This window comes from Pseudomonas sp. B21-010 (assembly GCF_024749325.1).
In the GTDB taxonomy this organism is placed as follows: domain Bacteria; phylum Pseudomonadota; class Gammaproteobacteria; order Pseudomonadales; family Pseudomonadaceae; genus Aquipseudomonas; species Aquipseudomonas kilonensis.
On the sequence record NZ_CP087198.1, the window covers coordinates 5979517 to 6003633 of the forward strand.

General features: G+C 61.2%; 19 protein-coding genes and 1 pseudogene. 10 read left to right on the forward strand and 10 right to left on the reverse strand.

Features of this window, described 5'->3' with window-relative positions:
- Nucleotides 1-134 precede the first annotated feature (134 nt).
- The 4 genes from mdtD (at nt 135) to yccS (ending at nt 7057) form a co-directional block, all read left to right on the forward strand.
- Nucleotides 135-1562, forward strand: coding sequence for a multidrug transporter subunit MdtD (mdtD, locus tag LOY50_RS26705; protein ID WP_253470082.1), 1428 nt, complete (start codon nt 135-137; stop codon nt 1560-1562).
- 320 nt (nt 1563-1882) lie between these two features.
- A complete protein-coding gene (gene dbpA / locus LOY50_RS26710; protein ID WP_253478327.1) occupies nt 1883-3220 on the forward strand; it encodes an ATP-dependent RNA helicase DbpA in 1338 nt (445 codons plus the stop codon).
- Between the two features lie 179 nt (nt 3221-3399).
- A complete protein-coding gene (locus LOY50_RS26715) occupies nt 3400-4578 on the forward strand; it encodes an NAD(P)/FAD-dependent oxidoreductase (protein WP_253470088.1) in 1179 nt (392 codons plus the stop codon).
- Nucleotides 4579-4873: 295 nt separating this feature from the next.
- A complete protein-coding gene (yccS, locus tag LOY50_RS26720) occupies nt 4874-7057 on the forward strand; it encodes a YccS family putative transporter (protein WP_253470092.1) in 2184 nt (727 codons plus the stop codon).
- 136 nt (nt 7058-7193) lie between these two features.
- Here the strand turns inward: yccS and LOY50_RS26725 are convergent, their stop codons facing one another.
- Nucleotides 7194-7931: an ABC transporter substrate-binding protein gene (locus LOY50_RS26725; protein ID WP_253470094.1), complete on the reverse strand. Its 738-nt coding sequence runs from the start codon at nt 7929-7931 to the stop codon at nt 7194-7196.
- 260 nt (nt 7932-8191) lie between these two features.
- On the opposite strand from LOY50_RS26725, the gene LOY50_RS26730 reads away from it, so the two are divergent.
- A complete protein-coding gene (locus LOY50_RS26730; protein ID WP_253470097.1) occupies nt 8192-8644 on the forward strand; it encodes a GNAT family N-acetyltransferase in 453 nt (150 codons plus the stop codon).
- 107 nt (nt 8645-8751) lie between these two features.
- Here LOY50_RS26730 and LOY50_RS26735 read toward each other — a convergent pair whose 3' ends face one another.
- From LOY50_RS26735 to LOY50_RS26745, 3 genes are read right to left on the reverse strand one after another with little or no spacing between them, the layout of a single operon-like run.
- On the reverse strand, nt 8752-9048 hold the full coding sequence (locus LOY50_RS26735; protein ID WP_258689590.1) for a winged helix-turn-helix domain-containing protein: 297 nt from the start codon (nt 9046-9048) through the stop codon (nt 8752-8754).
- Between the two features lie 4 nt (nt 9049-9052).
- Nucleotides 9053-9556 (reverse strand): M48 family metallopeptidase, encoded by a 504-nt coding sequence (locus LOY50_RS26740; RefSeq protein ID WP_024619094.1) that lies wholly within the window; start codon nt 9554-9556, stop codon nt 9053-9055.
- Between the two features lie 42 nt (nt 9557-9598).
- Nucleotides 9599-11722: a bifunctional diguanylate cyclase/phosphodiesterase gene (locus LOY50_RS26745; RefSeq protein ID WP_253470101.1), complete on the reverse strand. Its 2124-nt coding sequence runs from the start codon at nt 11720-11722 to the stop codon at nt 9599-9601.
- 322 nt (nt 11723-12044) lie between these two features.
- Between LOY50_RS26745 and LOY50_RS26750 the strand changes: the two are divergent.
- The 4 genes and pseudogenes from LOY50_RS26750 to LOY50_RS26765 all read left to right on the forward strand — a co-directional run bounded on the left by LOY50_RS26750 (nt 12045) and on the right by LOY50_RS26765 (nt 15416).
- A pseudogene (locus LOY50_RS26750) lies at nt 12045-12706 on the forward strand (polysaccharide lyase family 7 protein).
- 282 nt (nt 12707-12988) lie between these two features.
- The gene (locus LOY50_RS26755) at nt 12989-13660 is read left to right on the forward strand and encodes a polysaccharide lyase family 7 protein (RefSeq protein ID WP_253470105.1); all 672 of its coding nucleotides are present in this window, start codon (nt 12989-12991) and stop codon (nt 13658-13660) included.
- A gap of 342 nt (nt 13661-14002) precedes the next feature.
- A complete protein-coding gene (locus LOY50_RS26760; protein ID WP_258689591.1) occupies nt 14003-14671 on the forward strand; it encodes a polysaccharide lyase family 7 protein in 669 nt (222 codons plus the stop codon).
- 460 nt (nt 14672-15131) lie between these two features.
- Complete coding sequence (locus tag LOY50_RS26765) at nt 15132-15416, forward strand: fructose-bisphosphate aldolase (protein WP_258689592.1); 285 nt, start codon at nt 15132-15134, stop codon at nt 15414-15416.
- Nucleotides 15417-16446: 1030 nt separating this feature from the next.
- On the opposite strand, the gene fba is transcribed toward LOY50_RS26765, so the two are convergent.
- From fba to tkt, 6 genes are all read right to left on the reverse strand, one after another.
- Complete coding sequence (gene fba / locus LOY50_RS26770) at nt 16447-17511, reverse strand: class II fructose-bisphosphate aldolase (protein WP_003177554.1); 1065 nt, start codon at nt 17509-17511, stop codon at nt 16447-16449.
- A gap of 270 nt (nt 17512-17781) precedes the next feature.
- Nucleotides 17782-18114, reverse strand: a complete 333-nt coding sequence (locus tag LOY50_RS26775) for an MliC family protein (RefSeq protein ID WP_003206388.1) — start codon at nt 18112-18114, stop codon at nt 17782-17784.
- 56 nt (nt 18115-18170) lie between these two features.
- On the reverse strand, nt 18171-18395 hold the full coding sequence (locus tag LOY50_RS26780; protein ID WP_214509942.1) for a hypothetical protein: 225 nt from the start codon (nt 18393-18395) through the stop codon (nt 18171-18173).
- A 31-nt stretch (nt 18396-18426) separates the two neighbouring features.
- Nucleotides 18427-19590, reverse strand: a complete 1164-nt coding sequence (locus LOY50_RS26785) for a phosphoglycerate kinase (protein ID WP_258689593.1) — start codon at nt 19588-19590, stop codon at nt 18427-18429.
- Between the two features lie 24 nt (nt 19591-19614).
- The gene (epd, locus tag LOY50_RS26790) at nt 19615-20670 is read right to left on the reverse strand and encodes an erythrose-4-phosphate dehydrogenase (protein ID WP_014340625.1); all 1056 of its coding nucleotides are present in this window, start codon (nt 20668-20670) and stop codon (nt 19615-19617) included.
- Between the two features lie 151 nt (nt 20671-20821).
- Nucleotides 20822-22819, reverse strand: a complete 1998-nt coding sequence (tkt, locus tag LOY50_RS26795) for a transketolase (protein ID WP_253470115.1) — start codon at nt 22817-22819, stop codon at nt 20822-20824.
- A 293-nt stretch (nt 22820-23112) separates the two neighbouring features.
- Here tkt and LOY50_RS26800 point away from each other — a divergent pair, with 293 nt between their 5' ends.
- A complete protein-coding gene (locus LOY50_RS26800) occupies nt 23113-24108 on the forward strand; it encodes a metalloregulator ArsR/SmtB family transcription factor (RefSeq protein ID WP_253470117.1) in 996 nt (331 codons plus the stop codon).
- The last annotated feature ends 9 nt before the right edge of the window (nt 24109-24117 follow it).

Genomic DNA, 24117 nt, shown 5'->3' on the forward strand with positions numbered 1-24117 from the left:
TGAGTCTGGAGCGAAAGATCAAAAGATCGCAGCCTTCGGCAGCTCCTACAACGCAGCCGAGCGGGAGCAAGCTCCCTCGCCACAAAGAGCTTCTCCGCCACAAGTAATTGTTCACTTTTCATACAAGAGGTCCCATGCCCAACCGCGCACCGCTCGACGCCGTCACCGCCCGCTGGCTTCCGTGGGTGGTGGCGATTGCCTTCTTCATGCAGTCCCTGGACGGGACCATCCTCAACACCGCCCTGCCCGCCATGGCCGGTGATCTGGCGGAAAACCCGCTGCGCATGCAGGGCGTGATCATTGCCTACATGCTCACCGTGGCGTTGCTGATCCCGGCCTCGGGCTGGATCGCCGACCGCTTCGGCACCAAGAAGATTTTCTTCGGGGCGATCCTGCTGTTCAGCTTCGGCTCGTTGCTGTGTGCCTTGTCCAGTTCGTTGAGCATGCTGATTGGCGCCCGGGTCATCCAGGGCCTGGGCGGTGCGCTGATGCTGCCGGTGGGCAGGCTGGTGGTGCTGCGGGCGTATCCGCGCTCGGAACTGGTGCGGATCATGGGCTTCATCACCATCCCCGGCCTGCTCGGCCCGCTGATCGGGCCGACCATGGGTGGCTGGATGGTCGAGTACCTGACCTGGCACTGGATCTTCATCATCAACCTGCCGGTGGGCGTGATCGGCTGTTATGCCGTGTGGAAGTTCATCCCCGACCTGCGGGGTAGCGAGCGCACGCGTTTCGACGGGGTGGGGTTCCTGCTGTTCGGCGCGGCGATGGTGCTGATCACCATCGCCATGGAAGGCCTGGGTGAACTGCACCTGCCGCACCTGCGCGTGATGTTGTTGCTGTTCGGCGGCATGGCCTGCCTGGCGGCCTATTGGCTACGGGCCGGGCATGTTGAAAACGCGCTGTTCCCGCCGTCACTGTTCAAGACCCGCACCTTCGCCGTGGGCATTCTCGGCAACCTGTTCGCGCGCCTGGGCAGCGGCGCCCTGCCGTTCCTGGTGCCGTTGCTGCTGCAAGTCGCCCTGGGCTATTCACCGTCCCAGGCCGGAATGAGCATGCTGCCCCTGGCGGCGGCGGCCATGGTCGCCAAGTCCGTGGCCCGGCCGCTGATCGAACGCCTGGGCTATCGCATCGTCCTGACCGGCAACACCCTGGCCCTGGGCCTGATGCTGGCAAGCATGGGCCTGGTCAGCGAACAGACGCCGTACTGGCTGCTGCTGGCGCAACTGGCGGTGCTGGGCGCGATCAACTCGCTGCAATTCACCGCGATGAACACCGTGACCCTGATCGACCTGGACGACGCCAGCGCCAGCAGCGGCAACAGCCTGCTGTCGGTGGTGGCGCAGCTGTCCCTGAGCCTCGGCGTGGCCTGCGCCGGCGCCCTGCTCGGCGGCTTTACCGCCCAGGTGGGCAACGATGGGGTGGAGACTGTACTGGGAGCGTTCCAGCTGACGTTCGTGACGGTGGGGATCATGGCGATGCTGGCGGCGACGATTTTTTCCCAGTTGTCGAAGCAGGATGGGCGGCGGGTCAAGCGGCCGGATGAGCATATCGAGCACTAGATAGGACTCGGGCGGTTTTAAGGCCTCAGGGCTTTTGTGGCGAGGGAGCTTGCTCCCGCTCGGCTGCGCAGCAGTCGCAATCCAGGCGATGCGAACTTTCAGGTACACCGTGTTGGCCGGTTTGGGGTCGCTTCGCGCCCCAGCGGGAGCAAGCTCCCTCGCCACAGGGAATTCGCCCACTTCAGAACTGCGCCACAGCTCGTCCAGAACTTTCGAAGAAAGTGGCACGAGGCTGCTACACTGCGCGACATTTTGTTTTGCAGGCCAGTCCCGTGACCACCATTGCCACCGCTTTTAATACTTTGCCGCTGTCCGCCGCCATGCTGGCTAACCTCGAATCACTCGGTTATGCCCAGATGACGCCGATCCAGGCGCAAAGCTTGCCGGTGATCCTCAAGGGCATGGACCTGATCGCCCAGGCCAAGACCGGCAGCGGCAAGACCGCCGCTTTCGGCATCGGCCTGCTGAACCCGATCAACCCGCGCTTCTTCGGCTGCCAGGCTCTGGTGATGTGCCCGACCCGTGAGCTGGCCGACCAGGTTGCCAAGGAAATCCGTCGCCTGGCCCGCGCCGAAGACAACATCAAGGTCCTGACCCTGTGCGGCGGCGTATCCTTCGGCCCGCAGATCGCCTCCCTGGAACACGGCGCCCACATCATCGTCGGCACTCCTGGACGCATCCAGCAGCACCTGCGCAAGGGCTCGCTGATCCTGGACGGCCTCAACACGCTGATCCTCGACGAAGCCGACCGCATGCTCGACATGGGTTTCTACGACGCCATCGAAGACATCATCCAGCAGACCCCGGAACGCCGCCAGACGCTGCTGTTCTCCGCCACCTACCCGGTGGGCATCAAGCAACTGTCGTCCAAGTTCATGCGTAACCCGCAGCAAGTGAAGGCCGAGGCGTTCCACTCCGACGCGCAGATTGAGCAGCGCTTCTACGAGATCTCCCCCGAGGAGCGCATGGACGCAGTGGTCAAGGTCCTCGCGCATTTCCGCCCAGCCTCCTGCGTGGCGTTCTGCTTCACCAAGCAGCAGGTCCAGGAAACCGTCGATCACCTGACGTCCAAGGGCATCTCGGCCGTCGGCCTGCACGGCGACCTGGAACAGCGCGACCGCGACCAGGTACTGGCCATGTTCGCCAACCGCAGCACCTCGGTGCTGGTCGCCACCGACGTGGCGGCCCGCGGCCTGGACATCGATGCTCTGGACATGGTGATCAACGTCGAACTGGCCCGGGACTCGGAAATCCACATCCACCGCGTCGGCCGCACTGGCCGCGCCGGTGAGAAAGGCATCGCCATCAGCCTGGTGGCGCCATCCGAAGCCCACCGCGCCCAAGCCATCGAGCAACTGCAGAAGTCGCCGCTGAGCTGGGACCAACTGGACAACCTCAAGTCCCAAGGCGGCGGCCCGCTGTTGCCGGCCATGAGCACCCTGTGCATCGGTGCCGGGCGCAAGGACAAGGTCCGCCCCGGTGACATCCTCGGCGCCCTGACCGGCGAGGCCGGCATCCCTGGCGCCCAGGTCGGCAAAATCGCGATCTTCGATTTCCAGGCCTACGTGGCCGTGGAACGCGGCATCGCCAAACAGGCCCTGCAACGCCTGAACGATGGCAAGATCAAGGGCCGCTCGTTGCGGGTGCGGATCCTGTAACCGATCGCCTGACGAACAGAGATCAAACTGTGGGAGCGAGCTGTGTGGGAGCAAGGCTTGCCCGCGATGAAAACGCCGCGGTCTCTTGAGGACCGCAGCGCCTGGATCGCGAGCAAGCTTTGCTCCCACACAGCTCGCTCCCACATTCAGTTATGTGGGAAAGCTGAGAGGACACCGTTTTGCGCTCTACCGAAGTCGTGATCATTGGCGCTGGCGCCGCGGGGTTGATGTGCGCGCTGACCGCGGCCGCGCGCGGGCGGCAGGTGATGTTGCTGGACCACGCCAACAAGGCCGGCAAGAAAATCCTCATGTCGGGCGGTGGGCGCTGCAATTTCACCAACATGTACACCGAGCCAGGCAATTTCCTCTCGCAGAACCCGCACTTCTGCAAATCGGCCCTGGCCCGCTACACCCAATGGGACTTCATTGCCCTGGTGGCCAAGCACGGCGTGCCCTATCACGAGAAAAAGCTCGGCCAGTTGTTCTGCGATAACAAATCCAGCGACATCCTCGGCCTGCTCTTGGATGAATGCGACCAGGCCGGCGTCAGCCTGCACCTGGACACCTCGATTACGCAGATCGAAAAAGCCGACGGCGGCTACCTGCTGCAAACCACCCTCGGCGCCATCGCCTGCCAGTCCCTGGTGATCGCCACGGGCGGGCTGTCGATCCCGACCCTGGGGGCGACCGGCTTCGGTTATCAGGTGGCAAAACAGTTTGGCCATGAACTGCTGCCGACCCGCGCCGGCCTGGTGCCGTTCACCATCACCGACCAGCTCAAGACCCTCTGCACCGAACTCTCGGGCACCTCGGTCGATTGCCTGGTGAGCTGCAACGAGCAGAGCTTTCGCGAGAACATCCTGTTCACCCACCGCGGCCTGAGCGGTCCGGCGATCCTGCAGATTTCCTCGTTCTGGGAATCGGGGGACACGGTGCAGATCAACCTGTTGCCCGACCACGACGTGCCGCAATGGCTGCAACAGCAACAGGCCGAACGCCCCAATAGCGAGCTCAAGACGTTGCTGGGCGAGTTGTTCACCAAGAAAATGGCCAACCTGCTGGCCGACACCTGGTTCGTCTCCAAACCCATGAAGCAGTACACCCACGCGGAGCTGGCAGACATCGCCGAGAAACTGGCGAGCTGGAACGTCGTCCCCGCCGGCACCGAAGGCTACCGCACCGCCGAAGTCACCCTGGGCGGCGTCGATACCCGGGAAGTCTCGTCCAAGACCATGGAATCGCTGAAAAGCCCTGGCCTGTATTTCATCGGCGAAGTGCTCGACGTCACCGGGCACCTGGGCGGGTTCAACTTCCAGTGGGCGTGGGCGTCGGGGTATGCGGCGGCGCAGTACGTCTGACCCCGCCCCATGTTGTACCTGCTTTTGTGGCGAGGGAGCTTGCTCCCGCTCGCTCTGTAGGAGCTGCCGAAGGCTGCGATCTTTTGATCTTTCGCTTGGGATTCAAGCGTCAGGGGAAAGATCGCAGCCTCGCTCCGCTCGACAGCTCCTACAGCCATCGCGAGCAAGCTCGCTCCCACAGGGGTTCAGCGGTATACGCCGGAACACTTTTTGCTGTCAGATGTGATCGCCGCCATTGCGTCGGCGTCATTACTGCCTCAATTTAGCGTCATTGCCCGTCAGGCCTGTGCACTTCATGTCAGCGAATTCGTTTAGCCAGTCTTTGCGTCGCCTTTGGGCGTTGGATAAGTTCAGTTATAGCGTGCGGGTCTTCATCGCCCTCACCGGCAGCATGGGGCTGTGCTGGTACCTGGACGAAATGGTGCTGCTGATTCCCTTGTTCCTGGGCATCATCGCCAGCGCCCTGGCCGAGACGGACGACAGTTGGCAGGGCCGCCTCAACGCGCTGGCCGTGACCCTGGTGTGTTTCACCGTCGCGGCGCTGTCGGTGGAATTATTGTTCCCCTACCCCGTCCTGTTCATCATCGCCCTGGCCCTGGCGGCCTTTGGCCTGACCATGCTTGGCGCCCTGGGTGAGCGCTATGGCGCCATCGCCTCGGCCACGCTGATTCTGTCGGTCTACACCATGATCGGCGTGGACCAGCGCGGCGGCGCCGTCAACGATTTCTGGCATGAACCCCTGCTGCTGGTCGCCGGTGCCGCGTGGTACGGCTTGCTGTCGGTGTTGTGGCAGGCGTTGTTTTCCAACCAACCGGTGCAACAAAGCCTGGCGCGGCTGTTTCGCGAGCTGGGGCGCTACCTGAAACTCAAATCGTCGCTCCTGGAGCCGATCCGCCAACTGGACGTCGAAGCCCGCCGCCTGGAACTGGCCCAGCAAAATGGCCGGGTGGTCGCTGCGCTCAACAGCGCCAAGGAAATCATCCTGCACCGCGTGGGCAATGGCCGCCCCGGCTCGAAAGTCAGCCGCTACCTGAAACTGTACTTCCTGGCCCAGGACATCCACGAACGCGCCAGCTCATCTCACTATCCCTACAATGCCCTGGCCGAGGCCTTCTTTCACAGCGATGTGCTGTTCCGCTGCCAGCGCCTGCTGCGCCAGCAAGGCAAGGCCTGCCAGGCACTGGCCGAGTCGATCCAACTGCGCCAGCCGTTCGTCTACGACCACACCTTTGCCGAGGCCCTCGACGACCTGCACGCGTCCCTCGAACACCTGCGCATCCAGAGCAACCCGGCCTGGCGTGGCTTGCTGCGTTCGTTGCGGGCACTGTCGGTGAACCTTGCCACCATGGACCGCCTGCTCAGCGACGCGAGCAACCCCGACACCCTGGCCGACGCCACCGACAGCAGCCTGCTCGACCGCTCGCCGCGCAACCTCAAGGATGTCTGGCTGCGCTTGCGCACCCAGCTCACGCCCACTTCGCTGCTGTTCCGGCATGCCCTGCGCTTGCCCTTGGCCCTGGCCGTGGGCTACGCCATGGTGCACCTGATCCACCCGTCCCAGGGCTATTGGATCATCCTCACCACACTGTTCGTGTGCCAGCCCAACTACGGCGCCACCCGGCGCAAGCTCGGCCAGCGGATCATCGGCACCGCCATCGGCCTGACGGTGGCCTGGGCGCTGTTCGATCTGTTTCCCAATCCGCTGGTGCAATCGAGCTTCGCCATTGCCGCCGGGGTAGTGTTCTTTACCAACCGCACGACCCGCTACACCCTGGCGACAGCGGCGATCACCATCATGGTGCTGTTCTGCTTCAACCAGGTGGGCGACGGCTACGGGCTGCTGTTGCCGCGGCTGTTCGATACCTTGCTCGGCAGCCTGATTGCCGGGCTGGCGGTCTTCCTGTTCCTGCCCGACTGGCAGGGCCGTCGGCTGAATAAAGTGCTGGCCAATACGCTGACCTGCAACAGCATCTACCTGCGCCAGATCATGCAGCAGTACGCCGCCGGCAAAAGCGACGACCTGGCCTATCGCCTGGCCCGACGCAACGCCCACAACGCCGATGCCGCGTTGTCCACCACCCTGGCCAACATGCTGATGGAGCCGGGGCATTTCCGTAAGGAAGCCGATGTGGGGTTCCGCTTCCTGGTGTTGTCCCACACCCTGCTCAGCTACCTGTCGGGCCTGGGCGCCCACCGCGGCACCGAACTGCCGGCGCAGGTACGCGAGCAACTGATCGATGGCGCGGGAGTGAAGCTGGCGGCGAGCATCGACGAGATCGCCCAGGGCCTGGCGAGTAAAACGCCGATTGTGCTCCAAAGCGACGAGGAGGAAGCCCTGGCCAACGAGCTTGAGCAGATGCCCGATGAAATTGACGAAGGACAGCGGTTGGTGCAGACACAGCTGGGGTTGATCTGCCGTCAGCTCGGTCCGTTGCGGACCTTGGCAGCACATCTGATCAAGGACACTGGCGAGGCTTGAGGGTTGTGGTGTTTACACCATCGCCATCGCGAGCAAGCTCGCTCCCACAGGGGGTTTCTTGTGTACACAGACTTTGTGGTTACAGCAGGTCCAATGTGGGAGCGAGCTTGCTCGCGATGAGGCCGGCCCAGGCCCCCTACATCCCGTGGGCCTTCAATAACCGCGCATAACTCCCATCCGCCTTCATCGCCGCGATCTCCCGGTCAAACCCCGCCACGATCTGCTCATGCTCCGGGTTCTTCAAGCTGACCAGGATGTGCAAGCTGTTTTCACTCAATGCCTTGGGCAAAAACTCCACGGCGTTACGCACCTTGGCGGATTCGCGGGCCAGGTAATAGCGGGCGACGTACTCGTCTTCCAGGGTCAACTTCACACGATCGGCAGCCAGCATGCGCACCGCCATCGCAAAGTTATGCACAGGGACTTTCTGCATTTGCAGGTCTTCGTCGAAGTCCTTGGAGTAGGCGTAGCCGCGAACCACGGCGATGGGATAGGCACGCAGCTGTTGCAGGTTGTCAAACTGGATCTCTTCGTCCTTGCGCTTGATGAAACGCACACGGTTGAGCAGATACTCGGCCGAGAACTGGCCGATGTGAGTGCGCTCCTCGCTGTACCAGGTGTTGACCAGCACGTCATAGCGGCCCTCGCCGATGCCCAGCATCGCCCGGGCCCAGGGCACCTGTTCGAAGTCCGTGGCATAGCCGGCCCGCGCCAGGGCCGTGCTGACGATATCGGTCGCCAGGCCACCATTGATCAAGGTGGAATCGGTAAAGGGCGGCCAGCCATCGGCGACCAGACGCAGCTTTTGCGCACAGGCCTCATAGCTCAGTAACAGCAACCCGATCAATGCAAGAGCTCGATGCAATCGCGGCATGCCAAACGTCCTTGACGGGTTCAAAGCCCGGTTTGTTTTTAGCCGACACTCAACAGGCATCCTCAGACACCCGGTTCTAACATTAGCTCATTGGAACCGCTGCGCAGCGCTGTCACGAAGATTACACAAAGACGACAACGCCGCGACAGAGGAATGATGGCGTTTTGGCCTTTATCGCAGATTTTCCAGCCGACCGAGAAAAAGACTTCCGGGCCAAGCACGCTTAATATCGGCATCAGGTTCTTCAGGAAATTCAAAAAATGGACATCGAGTGGGTCTGTAAACATCACAGTGACCTGAGCAAGGAACAGCTGTATGCCATCCTCAAATTGCGTGCCGAAGTGTTCGTTGTCGAGCAGAACTGCGCCTACCCGGATGTTGACGGCCTGGACCTTGAAGGCGACACGTGCCATTTGATGGCCTGGCAGGACAACCACCTGGTGGCCTACCTGCGCCTGCTCGACCCGCACTCGCAAAACAGTGACGTGGTGATCGGGCGCGTGATCATCGCGCCCCACGCACGCGGCCAGGGGCTGGGTCACACGTTGATGGAACAGGCGCTCAAGCAGGCCGAGAAATATTGGCCCGGTACGTCGATCTCATTGTCGGCCCAGGCGCATTTGCAGGGGTATTACGGGCGGTACGGGTTTGAAGTGGTGGGTGTGGAATATCTGGAAGATGGGATTCCGCACATTGGCATGCATCGGCCCTGAGGACGCCATCGCGAGCAAGCTCGCTCCCACAGGGATCTTCAGTGAACAACGATCAAATGTGGGAGCGAGCTTGCTCGCGATGGGGCCAGCCCAGGCAAAGCCAATACTCAGGGATACTCAAGCACCGCCTTGATCTGCGGCAAATTCCCCTCGATCCACCCCCGATCGATCGCCCCCCAATCGCGAATCCGATAACGCCCGGCATGGTTGCGTGCGCCGTCCTCTTGCTCGAACTCACAAACGATATCCAGGTCAGCCAGCGCGGCAATGGTGTCCTGGGCGGTGCGCCGGGGCATGCCGGTGGTTTCGGTGAGGGCCGGGACGTTGCTGGCGATACCGCTGTCGATCAGGTAAGCCACGTACAAGCGACGGTAGAAGCTGGTCTTGGTCTTGCTGACATCCATTCGGTCATTCCTTGTGGGGTTGCAGATCCCGCCAGGTCAGGTACACCCGCAGGTCGAATTCCAACTGGTGATACCCCGGCAGCATGTGCTCGCAGAGTTGGTAGAAGGCCTTGTTGTGGTCCGACTCCTTGAAGTGCGCCAGCTCGTGCACCACGATCATGTTCAGGAACTCGGGCGCCGCGTCCTTGAACAACGCAGCGATGCGGATTTCTTTCTTGGCCTTGAGCTTGCCACCCTGCACCCGCGACACCGCGGTATGCAGGCCGAGGGCGCGGTGGGTCAGGTCCAGGCGACTGTCGAACAACACCTTGTCGATGGCTGGCGCGTTACGCAGGTATTGCTGCTTGAGGTCCAGCGCATAACCGTACAGGGCTTTGTCGCTCTGGATCGGATGTCGGCCCGGGTAGCGCTGCTGCAGGTAATCGCCCAGTCGGTCCTGGGCAATCAATTGCTGCACTTGGGCTTGCAGGGCGGCGGGATAGGCCTGGAGGTATTTGAGCGCGGTCATCAAGGGGCAACACAGTCACAAGAGGCCGCCAGTGTAGCGAATTCAAGCCTGCACCGCGCTCCAGTCGAACGGCGTGGCGAAGGCATTGGTGTCTTCGGCCATCAAGGGCCGCGCCACGAGGAACCCCTGCACGTACTCACAGCCATGGGCCTGCAGCCACTCATATTGCTCGCGGGTTTCCACCCCTTCGGCAATCACCCGCAAGCCCAGTTGCGTACACAGGTCGATCACCGAGGCGGCCAACGCGGCATCCCGGGGCGATCCTGGTATGCGGGCGATCAAATGCCGATCGAGCTTGAGGGTATCGAGCTCAAGGTCGCGCAGATGCGCCAGTGAACAGGGCCCCGAACCAAAGTCATCCAATGCAACCCGCACCCCGAGGTGACGCAGCAGTCGCAATTGCTTTTGGGTTTCATCGGGGTTGCGCATCAGCGCATCCTCAGTCACCTCGACCTCCAGTTGCCGGGGCTTCAAGGCATGACGCTCCAGGACCTGGCGCAACTCGGTCACCAGGTTGGGCATGCCGAACTGGGTACTGCTCAGGCTTACCCCCAACACCAGGTCGTCAGCGAACAAGCGCTCCCAGACTTTGCGCTGGGCGGCGCTGCGATGATAAATCCAGCTGCCCAGGCGACTGATCAACCGCGCCTCTTCCAGCAAGGGCAGGAACAGGCCCGGCGGAACATCACCGACGCTGGGGTGCTGCCAGCGCAACAGCGCTTCGAACCCGCGGATCCGCCCGTCGACGATGCTCACCTGCGGCTGGTAGACCATATTGAAATCGCGGTTCTCGATGGCCGAGCGCACGCTCTCTTCCAGCATCAGCCGTGAACGGGCTCGACCGTTCATTTCATGATCGTAAAAACGGTATTGCTGGCGGCCGGCACGCTTGGCTTCGTACATGGCGATGTCGGACGCCCGCAGCAAACCATCGAGATTGGCGCCGCAGTCGGGGTACGTCGCGATGCCGATGCTGGCCCCAAGGGCCACGTCCATGCCTTCGATCTGCTGGCAGATGGCGACGCGCTCGATAAGTTTCTCGGCGATCTTGGCCGCCTGCTCGGGGAACTCCAGGTCCAGCAGCGCCGTGAACTCGTCCCCGCCCAGGCGCGCCAGGATATCGAATGGGCGCAGGCAGGCCTTCAACTGTTCCGACACCCAGCGCAATACCCGGTCCCCGGCATCGTGCCCCAGCGAGTCATTGACCCGCTTGAAACCATCGAGGTCCAGGTACAGCAACACCCAGTTGCTTTCCTGGCGCTCGCTGCGCATCAACAGGTTTTCGGCGGTCTGGTAGAACCCCCGACGGTTGAGCAAACCGGTCAGCGGGTCCGTGACGGCCTGGTATTCGAGTTGTTGGTGCAAGTGGCGAACCACGGACATGTCCTGGAGCGTCACCACCATCGCCTTCTGCTCCGACGGCAACGGCGCACAGGACAAGGCCACCGACACCTGCTGGCCGGGCGCCGTGCGCAGGACCGCGTCATGCAATCGCCAGGTTTCACCGCGACGATAGGCGTTGTGGATATCGGAATCGAGCCACTCGGGAATGTGCGGTTTCTGCAGGAAGTCCAGGAATGGCATGCCCTGCAATTGCTCGGCGGTGGCATTGAGCAAGCGGCAGGTAGAAGGGTTGGCGAAGCGGATACAGCCATTCTCATCCACCACCAGGATGCCTTCGGCGGCGTTGTCCAGCACCGAGGCATTAAAGGCCCTGGCCGCTTCGAGATCCTGGCTCAGGCGCTGCAAGGCCCGGCGATTGCGCTGGTGCTCGAGCAACGCCTGGACCTTGGGCTTGAGGATTTGCGGATCGAAGGGCTTGAACAGGTAATCCACGGCGCCACTGGCATAGCCCTTGATCACCGCATCCTGGGATTGCTCGTTGGCCGTCAGGAAAATGATCGGCGTGAGCCGCGTGCGCTGGCTGCCGCGCATCAGGCGCGCCACTTCGAAACCGTCCATGTCAGGCATCTGCACATCCAGCAGAACCAGGTCGATATCGTGTTCGAGCAGCAGGTTAAGCGCCTCGACCCCCGAGGACGCGGTCATGACTCGCCAATCCTGACGCTGCAACAAGGCTCGCATGCTGAGCAGGTTTTCAGGGTAGTCATCAACAATCAAAAGGACAGAGCTGTCTTCGCCGAGCGGTGGTTGCGCGCATTCCATGCTGCTTCTCTTATCGGGCGCCACGTCCGTTTTTACGTAGCAAAGCGGACAAATACTGTCCCCCCACTCTAGACCGGGATTGTCAAAAGCAGTAGGTGTCAACGCGCCATCATCCAGACAAAGCCCGAAATAGCCGACTAACGGTCACCCTCCTCGGGCACAGAAACTGCAATGACACCCTCGACGGACAATTGACGTCAACCACCCGCCGAAAAGTTGCCAGGCAGTTTCTTCCGTCACTTACCCATACGCCCGAAAAGACCGGCCTAGAGCCTTGGTTCGTGGTGTGCGGCTTTTTCATCGAGTGACATAGGATCCCATCATGATCGATCTCTCAACCTGGAACCTGAGCATCCCCGAAGGCAGCCCTCCGGCCACCATCGAAACCTCTCAACTCGTGCAAGGATTCCAGGACCAGTATTTCCATTCCGATTCCGGCACGGTTTTTTTCTGGGCACCGGTAACCGGCGCCACGACCACCAATGCTATTTATCCGCGCAGTGAACTTCGTGAAACCTACAGCAACGGCACCTTGCGCAATTGGCTGTACCCGGCCGCGGACAACAAGCTGGCTGCCACCCTGGCCGTCAGCCAGGTGCCCAGCACCGGCAAGGTGGTGATTGGTCAGATCCATGCCAAGGACAGCACCAGCCCCCTGGTGAAGCTGGAATACCAATATAAGACCTACCCACCGGCAACATTGTCGCCAAGGTGCGCATGCGCCCGGACGACGAAGCAGGCCAGGTCATTACCATCGCCACGGGCATCAAGCTGAATCAATCCTTCTCTTACCTGATCCATCTCAGCCCCGCCGGCGTCCTGACCATCAATGGCGCGGGTTACCAGTGGAGCTCCCCCATCAGCTCCACCTGGAGCGACAAGCCGCTGTACTTCAAGGCGGGCGTGTATGTGCAGGACAACACCGGTTATCCCACCGAAGGCGGGACCGTGACGTTCAGCCTGCTGGATATCGATCACATCTAGGCGCTTTGCGTGGTGCCAGGGCAGCAACGCAATGCTGCCAGCCAAGCCAGACACTATCGATACGCCATAGTTCAGTGCGATCTCGAAACTACCGACTAACGGTTATCCATCCAGGCATAAATGCTGCAATTGACATGTTCGACGGACAATTGACGTCAAACATCCGCCGGATGGCTATTCAAAAAGACCCCTTCCTGCGTGATCAACACACTCCAAATGCTCGGAGTAGAGCCTCCCGCTTTGGTACTCAGCACTTTTACGCCCGTTACGCAGGATCCGACCATGATCGATCTCAACACCTGGAACTTGAGCATTCCCGAAGGCAGCCCCGCCATCACCATCGAAACGCCTCGACTGGCCCAAGGGTTCAAGGATGAATATTTCCACTCCGACACCGGCACGCTGCTCTTCTGGGCGCCGGTGACCGGCACCAAGACTGCAAACGCGATCTACCCACGCAGCGAACTGCGGGAAACCTACAGCGACGGCACCCTGCGCAACTGGTTGTACCCAGCGGCGGACAACACCCTGCGTGCCGCCATCAGCGTCAATCAGGTGCCCAGCTCCGGCAAGATCGTGATCGGTCAGATCCACACCAAAGACAGCACCAGTCCGATGGTGAAACTGGAGTACCAGTACAAAACCTATAGCTCCACCGGCAACATCGTCGCCAAGGTGCGCATGCGCCCCGACGACGAAACCGGTCAAGTCATCACCATCGCCACCGGCGTGAAGCTCAACCAGAGCTTTACCTACATGATCCACCTCAGCCCGAAGGGGGCACTGGGCATCAGTGCGGCGGGCTACAACTGGAGAACCACTGTCGACCCTACCTGGAAGGTCAAACCGCTGTATTTCAAAGCGGGCGTGTACGTGCAGGACAACACCGGCTACACCACCGAAGGCGGCAAAGTGACGTTCAGCGCGCTGGAAATCAAACACACGACGCTTTGATCGAAAATCTGCTCAGCCGCAACAGCAGCACGGAACGCTGCTATCGGCGCCCCTCCTTAGAAGGCATCCGGTTCAGGGTGCTTTTTTTGCCCTGTACCTGGCAAAGCTGCCAAATTGCCATCGCGCAATGGTTCCGAGAAAAAACCAGGCAGCCGACCAATGGTTGTTTATCTCGGGCACAAAACCGGAAAACACCACTCTGACGGTCTGCTGACGCCAACCCTCCGCCGGACGACCGCGCCAAAAACTCGTCCGCGCCCCCCTTATGGCCTCAGCAAAAGCGCGTCTTAGAGCCTCCGGCTGTGGCGTAAATCATTTCTTCTTCTCAGAAAGGATCCGAACATGGTCGATCTTGCAACCTGGAACCTGAGCATCCCCGAAGGCAGCCCGCCGAAAACCATCGAAACCCCTCGACTGGTGGATGGGTTCCAGGACAAATATTTCAACTCCGAAGGCAGCACGGTGTATTTCTGGTCGCCGGTGACCGGCACCAAGACTGAAAACGCGATCTACCCGCGCAGCGAATTGCGAGAGACCTATAAAGACGGCACCTTGCGCAACTGGCTGTACCCCGACGCCGACAACCAATTGCGTGCGAACCTGGTCGTCAACCAGGTGCCCAGTAGCGGCAAGATCGTGATCGGTCAGATCCATGCCAAGGACAGCAGCAAGCCCTTGGTGAAGCTGGAATACCAATACAAGGATGCCACCAGCACGGGGGACATCGTCGCCAAGGTGCGCATGCGCCCCGATGACGACGAAGGCCGGGTCATCACCGTCGCCACCGGCGTGAAACTCAATCAGTCCTTCAGTTACCGGATCCACCTTGATCGTACCGGCGACCTGGGCATTACGGCGGCGGGTCGTAGCTGGTACACCACCATCAGCTCCACTTGGCGGGTCAAGCCGTTGTACTTCAAGGCCGGGGTGTACGTGCAGGACAACAGTGGCTACACCAGTGAAGGCGGGAAAGTGAAGTTCAGCGTGCTGGATATCGATCACAACACTTAAAAGTGCTTCCGAAAATCTCGTAGGATTTTGCTCCCCGTGGCGAGGGAGCTTGCTCCCGCTGGGCTGCGAAGCAGCCCCTCTTTTCGTCAGACCCACCGCATGTGCCGACTTTACGGCGGCTGCGCCCCCGAGCGGGAGCAAGCTCCCTCGCCACAGGGGGGCGGTGCGTCCTACAGGTCGATTTTGGTCTCGAAAATCTCCTCTATAGTTCGGCTTGTCTGCTGGCTTTGGTCAGTAGGCAGGGGTTTCGCAGCCCACTGACAGAACAGAGACTTTGCACCGTCAAATGAAAATTCAGGCAAACTCGCCTGCGTTCATTTTATGGCGGTTGCGTGCGGGAGACCTTCGGGTCTGCCGGGTTTGGTCTCTATCTCGGTCTGCGAACCCGCGCGCAACTGCCACCCATTTGTTTCGCAGCAAGAGGGTGGCGATCGATTTTTATTAATAGAGCCCAAACCTTATGACGACGACTCAATCACTTAGCCGCTTCACCCCTCTCACTCCAATCGCCACCACCCAACCTGTGCTGTTCATTGACAAAACCGTCCCGCTAACAGAGCTTCACGCCTGCGCCAGCGAACGCCTACACGCCACCCTCGACTATCTGACACTCATGGCCTGCGCCACCCTGCGCGATTCGGCCGCCAGCGATTTCAACACCCTCACCAATGTTGCCCGGATCCTGGTTCAGGATGTCACCGATGTGTTTGGTGTCATTGAACAACGCGGGCTCGAAGACCAATAAAGCCCTCCCAGTGGGAGATGATCCCCTGTGGGAGCGAGCTTGCTCGCGATAGCGCTGGGTCAGTGATAGGGATGTCGGCTGACACAGCGCTATCAGGATCTGTGTGTATATCCGTTTTTTTGTAACGGCCACTTATGGTTCCGCTCTTACAGCGGGTCACTTTCGAAAAGCGCGAAAGTAACCAAAGCGCTCCTGCCCCACCACTTGGCACCTCGCCTAGGCTCGGTGTGCCCTCACTCCGGCATCGCTCCGTGGGCCCGCCGCGAAGGGCCATCCATGGCCCAGCGCGGCTACCTCGGCATCCATGCCGAGGTGCCCACTACGCAATGCCTGCGTTCGGCCAGCGTGGTTAACGGGGCGCCGAGATCAACGTCCACCGCGAGGCGGCCTAGTAGCCGACCTGGCTCTCCCGGTCGTACACCCATCAGCTCTGCTTGAGCAGGACCTGTGGGAGCAAAGCTTGCTCGCGAGGCGGCCTGACAGCCGACCTGGCTCTCCCCCGGTCGTACCCCCATCAGCTCTGTTTGAGCAGGATCTGTGGGAGCAAAGCTTGCTCGCGAGGCGGTCGGTACATTCAACATCTTCATCGACTGAACCACCGCCTTCGCGAGCAAGCTTTGCTCCCACACATACCTGTTCCCACAGGGGAAACGCGGTCTCACCAAGAGCCAGGTCGGCTATAAGGCCGCCTCGGCGTGGACGTTGATCTCGGGCGCCCCGTTAACCACGATGGCCGAACGCAGGCATTGCGCAGTGGGCATCCCGGCATGGATGCCGGGATAGCCGCGCTGGGCCATGGATGGCCCTTCGCGGCGGGCCCACGGAGCAATGCCGGAGTGAGGGCATGCCGAGCCCTAGCGAGGCACCGAGTGGTGGGGCAAAAGCGTTTTGCTTACTTTTGCGCTTCTCAAAAGTGAGCCGCCGTAAGGGCGGAACCATAAGCCGCCATCACCCAAAAAACGGATACACACACAAACCCCACCCATAAAAAAACCCGCATCACTGCGGGTTTTCTCACAACGCTAAAACATCAATTAACCTTAGCGTTCAACTCACCTTTCAGATACCGCTGATACATAGCCTCCAGAGAGATCGGCTTGATCTTGGAAGCATTACCCGCAGTACCAAACGCCTCATAACGCGCAATACACACATCACGCATCGCCGTCACGGTCGCACCGAAGAACTTACGCGGATCAAACTCGCTCGGGTTGGTCGCCATCAAACGACGCATGGCACCAGTAGAAGCCAGACGCAGATCGGTATCGATGTTGACCTTGCGCACGCCGTACTTGATGCCTTCGACGATTTCCTCAACCGGCACGCCGTAGGTTTCCTTGATGTCGCCACCGTACTGGTTGATGATCGCCAGCCACTCTTGTGGAACCGAGGAAGAACCGTGCATCACCAGGTGGGTGTTCGGGATGCGCTTGTGGATTTCCTTGATGCGGTCGATCGCCAGCACATCGCCGGTTGGCGGCTTGGTGAACTTGTAGGCGCCGTGGCTGGTGCCGATGGCGATGGCCAGGGCGTCGACCTGGGTCTTCTTGACGAAGTCCGCCGCTTCTTCCGGATCGGTCAGCATCTGGCTGTGGTCCAGCACGCCTTCGGCGCCGATGCCGTCTTCTTCACCGGCCATACCGGTTTCCAACGAACCCAGGCAACCCAGTTCGCCTTCCACCGACACGCCGCAGGCGTGGGCCATGGCGACGGTCTGCTGGGTGACGCGTACGTTGTACTCGTAGTCGGTCGGGGTCTTGCCGTCTTCGCCGAGGGAACCGTCCATCATCACCGAGCTGAAGCCCAGCTGGATGGAACGCTGGCAGACGTCCGGGCTGGTGCCGTGGTCCTGGTGCATGCACACCGGGATGTGCGGGAATTCTTCGATCGCAGCCAGGATCAGGTGACGCAGGAACGGCGCGCCAGCGTATTTGCGGGCACCGGCCGAAGCCTGGACGATCACCGGAGAGTCAGTCTTGTCAGCGGCTTCCATGATGGCGCGCATCTGCTCAAGGTTGTTGACGTTAAAGGCTGGAACGCCGTAGCCGAACTCGGCTGCGTGGTCCAGCATCTGACGCATGCTGATAAGTGCCATTGTGTCTCTCTCCCGGTCGAGGGTCGTTAATCGTGCCAGCCTGCCGGAGCGGCGGCGGCTATTCAAGTCATTGCGGATCGGGGGTCGGTCCCGGTCTGCGTGTTCGGTATCGCTAAACCCAGATACTGACGCAATCCCTGTGGGAGCGAGCTTGCTCGCGATGAGGGCGGCACATGCAACATCACTGTCGCCTGCTACACCGCTATCGCGAGCAAGCTCGCTCCCACATGGGTTCTGTTCCAGCCTCTGGATCCGTGTGGATCAATCTTGTCACTCGGCCTTGCAGCCGCGCCCAATCAAATCATTGGTGGCGACCCAATAAACCAGGCCTTCCTCACCCTTGACGTGAAACGCCAGCATGTCATCGCTGTACAGTGAACCTTCAGCACCCGGTTCAAGCTTGAGGCGATAAACCTTATCGGCGCCGCCCAGGCGTACATCGACTTCCTTGTGGGCGGTGTCGGTGTAGCGCCAGAGCACCTTGGCCTCGCTGTCACAGGTCCAGGTCGTCCAACCTTCAACAGGTTCGGACGTGTGCAAAAAGTCCAACTGCGCACAACCGCCCAGCAATGCCAACGCCACGACGGCGATCAAGCCTTTCATCCGTGTTCCTCGACGGACGGCACACGCCGCCAGCCATGAGTTAAGAGTCAGACCCGTCAAGGACAACCATGTTCCTTGGTCGGGGTTTGCGTCTCGTATTTGTCCAGGCCGTCCGGTCCGGAACGCTTGTTCAGCACCGGGTTGGTCTCGGCCTGCCAGTCGGCCTGGTAACAGCCGTCTTCAGGCGCCGGCGTGCCGGGTTGCGAGGCCGGAGCCTGCGGGCCGCTTGAGCAGGCCACCAGCATCGTCGCCGCCAACAGCAACGGGATCGTCTTGACCATCAGAACACTCCTTTGCCTGGTCAATGCAGCTTCAGGCCTTGGCCCGGCTTTCCAGGACTTCCACGGCTGGCAACACTTTGCCTTCGACGAACTCGAGGAATGCGCCACCGCCAGTAGAAATGTAGGAGATCTGCTCGGCCACGCCATATTTGTCGATGGCCGCCAGGGTGTCGCCGCCACCGGCGATGGAGAACGCAGCGCTGTCGGCAATGGCCTGGGCCAGCACCTTGGTGCCGTTGCCGAACTGGTCGAACTCGAACACGCCGACCGGGCCGTTCCACAGGATGGTCTTGGAAGATTTCAGCAGTTCGGCGAAGTTGGCTGCGGTTTGCGGGCCGATGTCGAGGATCATGTCGTCCTCGGCTACGTCATCGACCAGCTTGACGGTGGCAGTGGCGCTTTCTGCGAACTCCTTGGCCACGACCACGTCCACTGGCAACGGTACGCTGACCTTGGCGGCGATTTCCCGAGCGGTGTTCAGCAGGTCCGGTTCGTACAGGGATTTACCGACCGGGTGACCCGCAGCGGCGAGGAAGGTGTTGGCGATGCCGCCACCGACGATCAACTGGTTGCAGACCTGGCTCAGGCTGTTGAGCACGTCCAGCTTGGTGGAGACCTTGGAGCCGGCAACGATGGCGGCCATCGGCTGGGCCGGGGAGCCCAGGGCCTTGCCCAGTGCGTCCAGCTCGGCAGCCAGCAACGGGCCTGCGGCGGCGACTTTGGCGAACTTCGCCACGCCGTGGGTCGAGCCCTCGGCACGGTGGGCGGTGCCGAACGCGTCCATCACGAACACGTCGCACAGGGCGGCGTATTGCTGGGCCAGTTCGTCGGCGTTCTTTTTCTCGCCCTTGTTGAAGCGCACGTTTTCAAACAGCACGACATCGCCGGCTTTCACGTCCACGCCGCCCAGGTAGTCAGCGACCAATGGCACTTCACGGCCCAGGGCACGGCTCAGGTAATCGGCCACAGGCTTGAGGCTGTTTTCCGCCGAGAACTCGCCTTCGGTCGGACGGCCCAGGTGGGAGCAGACCATCACGGCCGCGCCTTTTTCCAGGGCCAGCTTGATGGTCGGCAGCGAGGCCAGGATGCGCGCGTCGCTGGTGACAACACCGTCCTTGACGGGGACGTTGAGGTCTTCGCGGATCAGTACGCGCTTACCTTGCAGATCGAGGTCGGACATCTTCAACACGGTCATGGGTCGCAATTCCTGGGTAACTGTTTAGAGAGCAGGTTTTTTAGAAGCGGTTTGCAGGTAATGCTCGGCAACGTCCAGCATTCGGTTGGCAAACCCCCATTCGTTGTCGAACCAGGCCAGGATGTTCACAAGCCGAGGCCCGGAAACACGGGTCTGGCTGGCATCGACGATGGCCGAATGTGGGTCATGGTTAAAATCACAACTGGCATGAGGCAACTCGGTGTAGGCCAGAAGGCCTTTGAGCGGACCGCTGGTGGCGGCTTCGCGCAGGATCCGGTTGACCTCGGTGGCGTCGGTATCGCTCACGGTCTGCATCGTAATGTCGAGGCAGGACACGTTGACCGTCGGCACCCGCACGGCTTTGGCCTGAATTCGCCCCGCAAGTTCCGGCAACAGCCGTTCGATGCCGCGCGCCAGACCAGTGGACACCGGAATCACCGATTGGAACGCCGAACGGGTGCGGCGCAAGTCCTCATGGTGGTAAGCGTCGATCACCGGCTGGTCGTTCATCGCCGAGTGAATGGTGGTGATCGACACGTATTCCAGGCCAATGGCCTGGTCCAGCAGGCGCAACAGCGGCACGCCGCAGTTGGTGGTGCAGGACGCGTTGGACACCAGCAGCTCTTCGCCGGTCAGGCAATCCTGGTTCACGCCGTAGACGATGGTGGCGTCCACGTCCGCTTCACTGGCCATCGGCTGGGAGAACAACACCCGTGGCGCGCCGGCAGCGAGAAAACGCTGGCCGTCTTCGCGGGTGTGGTAGGCGCCGGAGCACTCGAGCACCAGATCGACATCCAGGGACGCCCAATCGATGCCTTCGGGGGTGGCACTGCGCAAGACCTTCACGCAGTCGCCATTAATATGCAGACAATCACCCTCGACCCGCACTTCGCCGGGAAACCGGCCGTGGGTGGAGTCAAAGCGTGTCAGGTATTCGATGCTGGCCATGTCGGCCAGGTCATTGATCGCCACAATCTCGAAACCGGCCTTGGCCCCTCGCTCGAACAACGCACGCAAGACGCAACGACCTATCCGGCCGTAGCCGTTGAGTGCAACTTTGTAGGGACGCGGTTGGGGCATGGGGTTCTCGATTAGCGGGGTGAATCCTTCAATCCTGCATGGCCTGGGCCATCGCTATCGCGAGCAAGCTCGCTCCCACATGGGATTGCATTCCAAATGTGGGAGCGAGCTTGCTCGCGATGGCGTCAGCCCAGGCGACGCAACTTTCGGATCAGTCTTCCAGCAACTCTTCAGCCTGACCCAGGATGTTTTCCAGGGTGAAACCGAATTCCTCGAACAGCGCCGGCGCAGGCGCCGATTCGCCGTAGGTGGTCATGCCGATCACGCGACCTTCCAGGCCCACGTACTTGTACCAGTAATCGGCGTGAGCAGCCTCGATGGCGATCCGCGCACTGACCTGCAGCGGCAACACCGCTTGCTTGTAGCCGGCATCCTGGGCATCGAACACGCTGGTGCAAGGCATGGACACTACGCGCACGTTGCGGCCCTGCTCGGTCAGCTTGTCGTAGGCCTGGACGGCCAGGCCGACTTCGGAACCGGTGGCGATCAGGATCAGCTCAGGCTCGCCGATGCAGTCCTTGAGCACATAGCCGCCACGAGCGATGTCGCCGATCTGGTCGGCATCGCGGTTCTGGTGCTGCAGGTTCTGGCGGGAGAAGATCAGCGCCGATGGACCGTCGTTGCGCTCGATGGCGTGTTTCCAGGCCACCGCCGATTCCACGGCATCGCATGGGCGCCAGGTGTCCAGGTTCGGCGTGCAACGCAGGCTCGCCAGTTGCTCGATCGGCTGGTGAGTCGGGCCGTCTTCGCCCAGGCCGATGGAGTCGTGGGTGAACACATACAGGATGCGTTTTTTCATCAGCGCCGACATGCGCACGGCGTTGCGGGCGTATTCCATGAACATCAGGAAGGTCGCGCCGTAAGGCACCAGGCCGCCGTGCAACGCCACGCCGTTCATGATCGCGCTCATGCCGAACTCGCGAACGCCGTAGTACATGTAGTTGCCGCTGGCATCTTCAGCGCTGACGCCTTTGCAGCCTTTCCACAAGGTCAGGTTGGAACCGGCCAGGTCGGCCGAACCGCCCAGCAGTTCCGGCAACAATGGGCCGAAGGCGTTCAGGGTGTTCTGGCTGGCCTTGCGGCTGGCGATGGTTTCGCCCTTGGCGGCGACTTCAGCGATGTACGCCGAGGCTTTTTCGGCGAAGTCGGCCGGCAGCTCGCCGCTGAGGCGACGCACCAGCTCATTGGCCAGCTCAGGGAATTCGGCGGAATACGCAGCGAAACGCTGATCCCATTCGGCTTCGACCGCGCGACCTTTTTCCTTGGCATCCCACTCGGCATAAATGTTGGCCGGGATTTCGAACGGGCCATGGTTCCACTTCAACGCGGCGCGGGTCAGGGCGATTTCCTCGGCACCCAGTGGCGCGCCGTGGCAGTCTTCCTTGCCTTGTTTGTTCGGCGAGCCGAAACCGATGGTGGTCTTGCAGCAGATCAGGGTCGGCTGGGCGCTTTTGCGGGCGGTCTCGATGGCGGTCTTGATCTCTTCCGGATCGTGGCCGTCGACGTTGCGGATCACCAGCCAGTTGTAGGCTTCGAAACGCTTGGGAGTGTCGTCGGTGAACCAGCCTTCGACTTCGCCATCGATGGAGATGCCGTTGTCGTCATAGAAGGCGATCAGCTTGTCCAGGCCCAGGGTGCCGGCCAGGGAGGCGACTTCATGGGAAATGCCTTCCATCATGCAGCCATCACCCAGGAATACGTAGGTGTGGTGATCGACGACGTTATGGCCGGGGCGGTTGAATTGCGCCGCCAGGACTTTTTCTGCCAATGCAAAACCTACGGCGTTGGCCAAGCCCTGGCCCAATGGACCGGTGGTGGTTTCCACGCCTGGGGTGTAGCCGTATTCCGGGTGGCCCGGGGTGCGGCTGTGCAGTTGACGGAAGTTCTTCAGGTCATCGATCGACAGGTCGTAGCCGGTCAGGTGCAGCAGCGAGTAGATCAACATCGAGCCGTGGCCGTTGGACAGTACGAAACGGTCACGGTCGGCGAAGGCTGGGTTGCTCGGGCTGTGCTTGAGGTAGTCGCGCCAAAGCACCTCGGCGATATCCGCCATACCCATGGGGGCACCGGGATGGCCGCTGTTGGCTTTCTGCACGGCATCCATGCTGAGGGCACGAATGGCATTGGCACGCTCACGACGGCTGGGCATCGCTGTTCTCCTGCGGGTATTGAATCGAGAATGAATAAAAATGGAACTGAAAAAAGGCGAGCATTTTCCCTCACCCACCCGCCCCGGGGCAATGACAGATAGTCATCCTTGGGCGTTTTTCCGGTGGATAAAGTCGCATTAGCCAGGTGAAACCTTTCCGCTGATGGCTTGTAGAGTCAAGCACAGGTTGGGAAGTGCCATTTATCCAGCAATATCAAAACTTTTTGATATTGAACTTGCGATGATCCAAACCCCTCACTAGACTGCCCCACTATGAAACAGACTGCCGCACTATGAACTTACCTGCGCCGTCCATTCGCCATGACGACTGCGATGAACTGGCGGCCCTTTGCAAGGCCGGCGGCGATCCGTTGCGGCTCAATGTATTGCGCGCCCTGGCCAACGACTCGTTCGGCGTGCTGGAACTGGCGCAGATCTTCGGCATCGGCCAGTCCGGCATGAGCCACCACCTCAAGGTCCTGGCCCAGGCTGACCTGGTGGCGACCCGCCGGGAAGGCAACGCCATTTTCTATCGCCGCGCCCTGCCCCACACCGACCTGCTGGGCGGCAAGCTGCACGCCGCGCTGCTGGACGAAGTGGACGCGCTGAACCTGCCGACGGACGTGCAGGCTCGCATCGCCCAGGTACACGGGCAACGGGCCGCAGCCAGCCAGGACTTTTTCGCCCGGGTCGCCGAGAAATTCCGCGCCCAGCAAGACCTGATCGCCGGACTGCCGCAATACCGCGAAAGCGTCGTGGCGCTGCTCGATAAACTAAGCTTCGAAGCCACGGCCACGGCGATCGAAGTCGGCCCCGGCGATGGCGCCTTTCTGCCGGAGCTGGCGCGACGCTTCAGCCAGGTGACGGCGCTGGACAACAGCCCGGCCATGCTTGAGCTGGCGCGCCAGGTGTGTGAACGCGAGGCCCTGGCTAACGTCAGCCTGCAACTGGCCGACGCCCTGGATGGCATGAGCCTGCAGGCCGACTGCGTAGTATTGAACATGGTGCTTCATCATTTCGCCGCGCCGGCCGATGCACTCAGGCACATGGCCGCCCTGCTGCAACCGGGCGGCAGCCTGCTGGTGACGGAGTTATGCAGTCACAACCAGAGCTGGGCCAGGGAGGCCTGTGGCGATCTCTGGCTCGGCTTCGAACAGGACGACCTGGCCCGCTGGGCCACCGCTGCGGGCCTCGTGCCCGGGGAAAGCCTCTATGTAGGCTTACGTAATGGTTTCCAGATCCAGGTTCGCCACTTTCAGCGGCCGACTGGCGACACTCACCAACGGTAACTTGTAGGA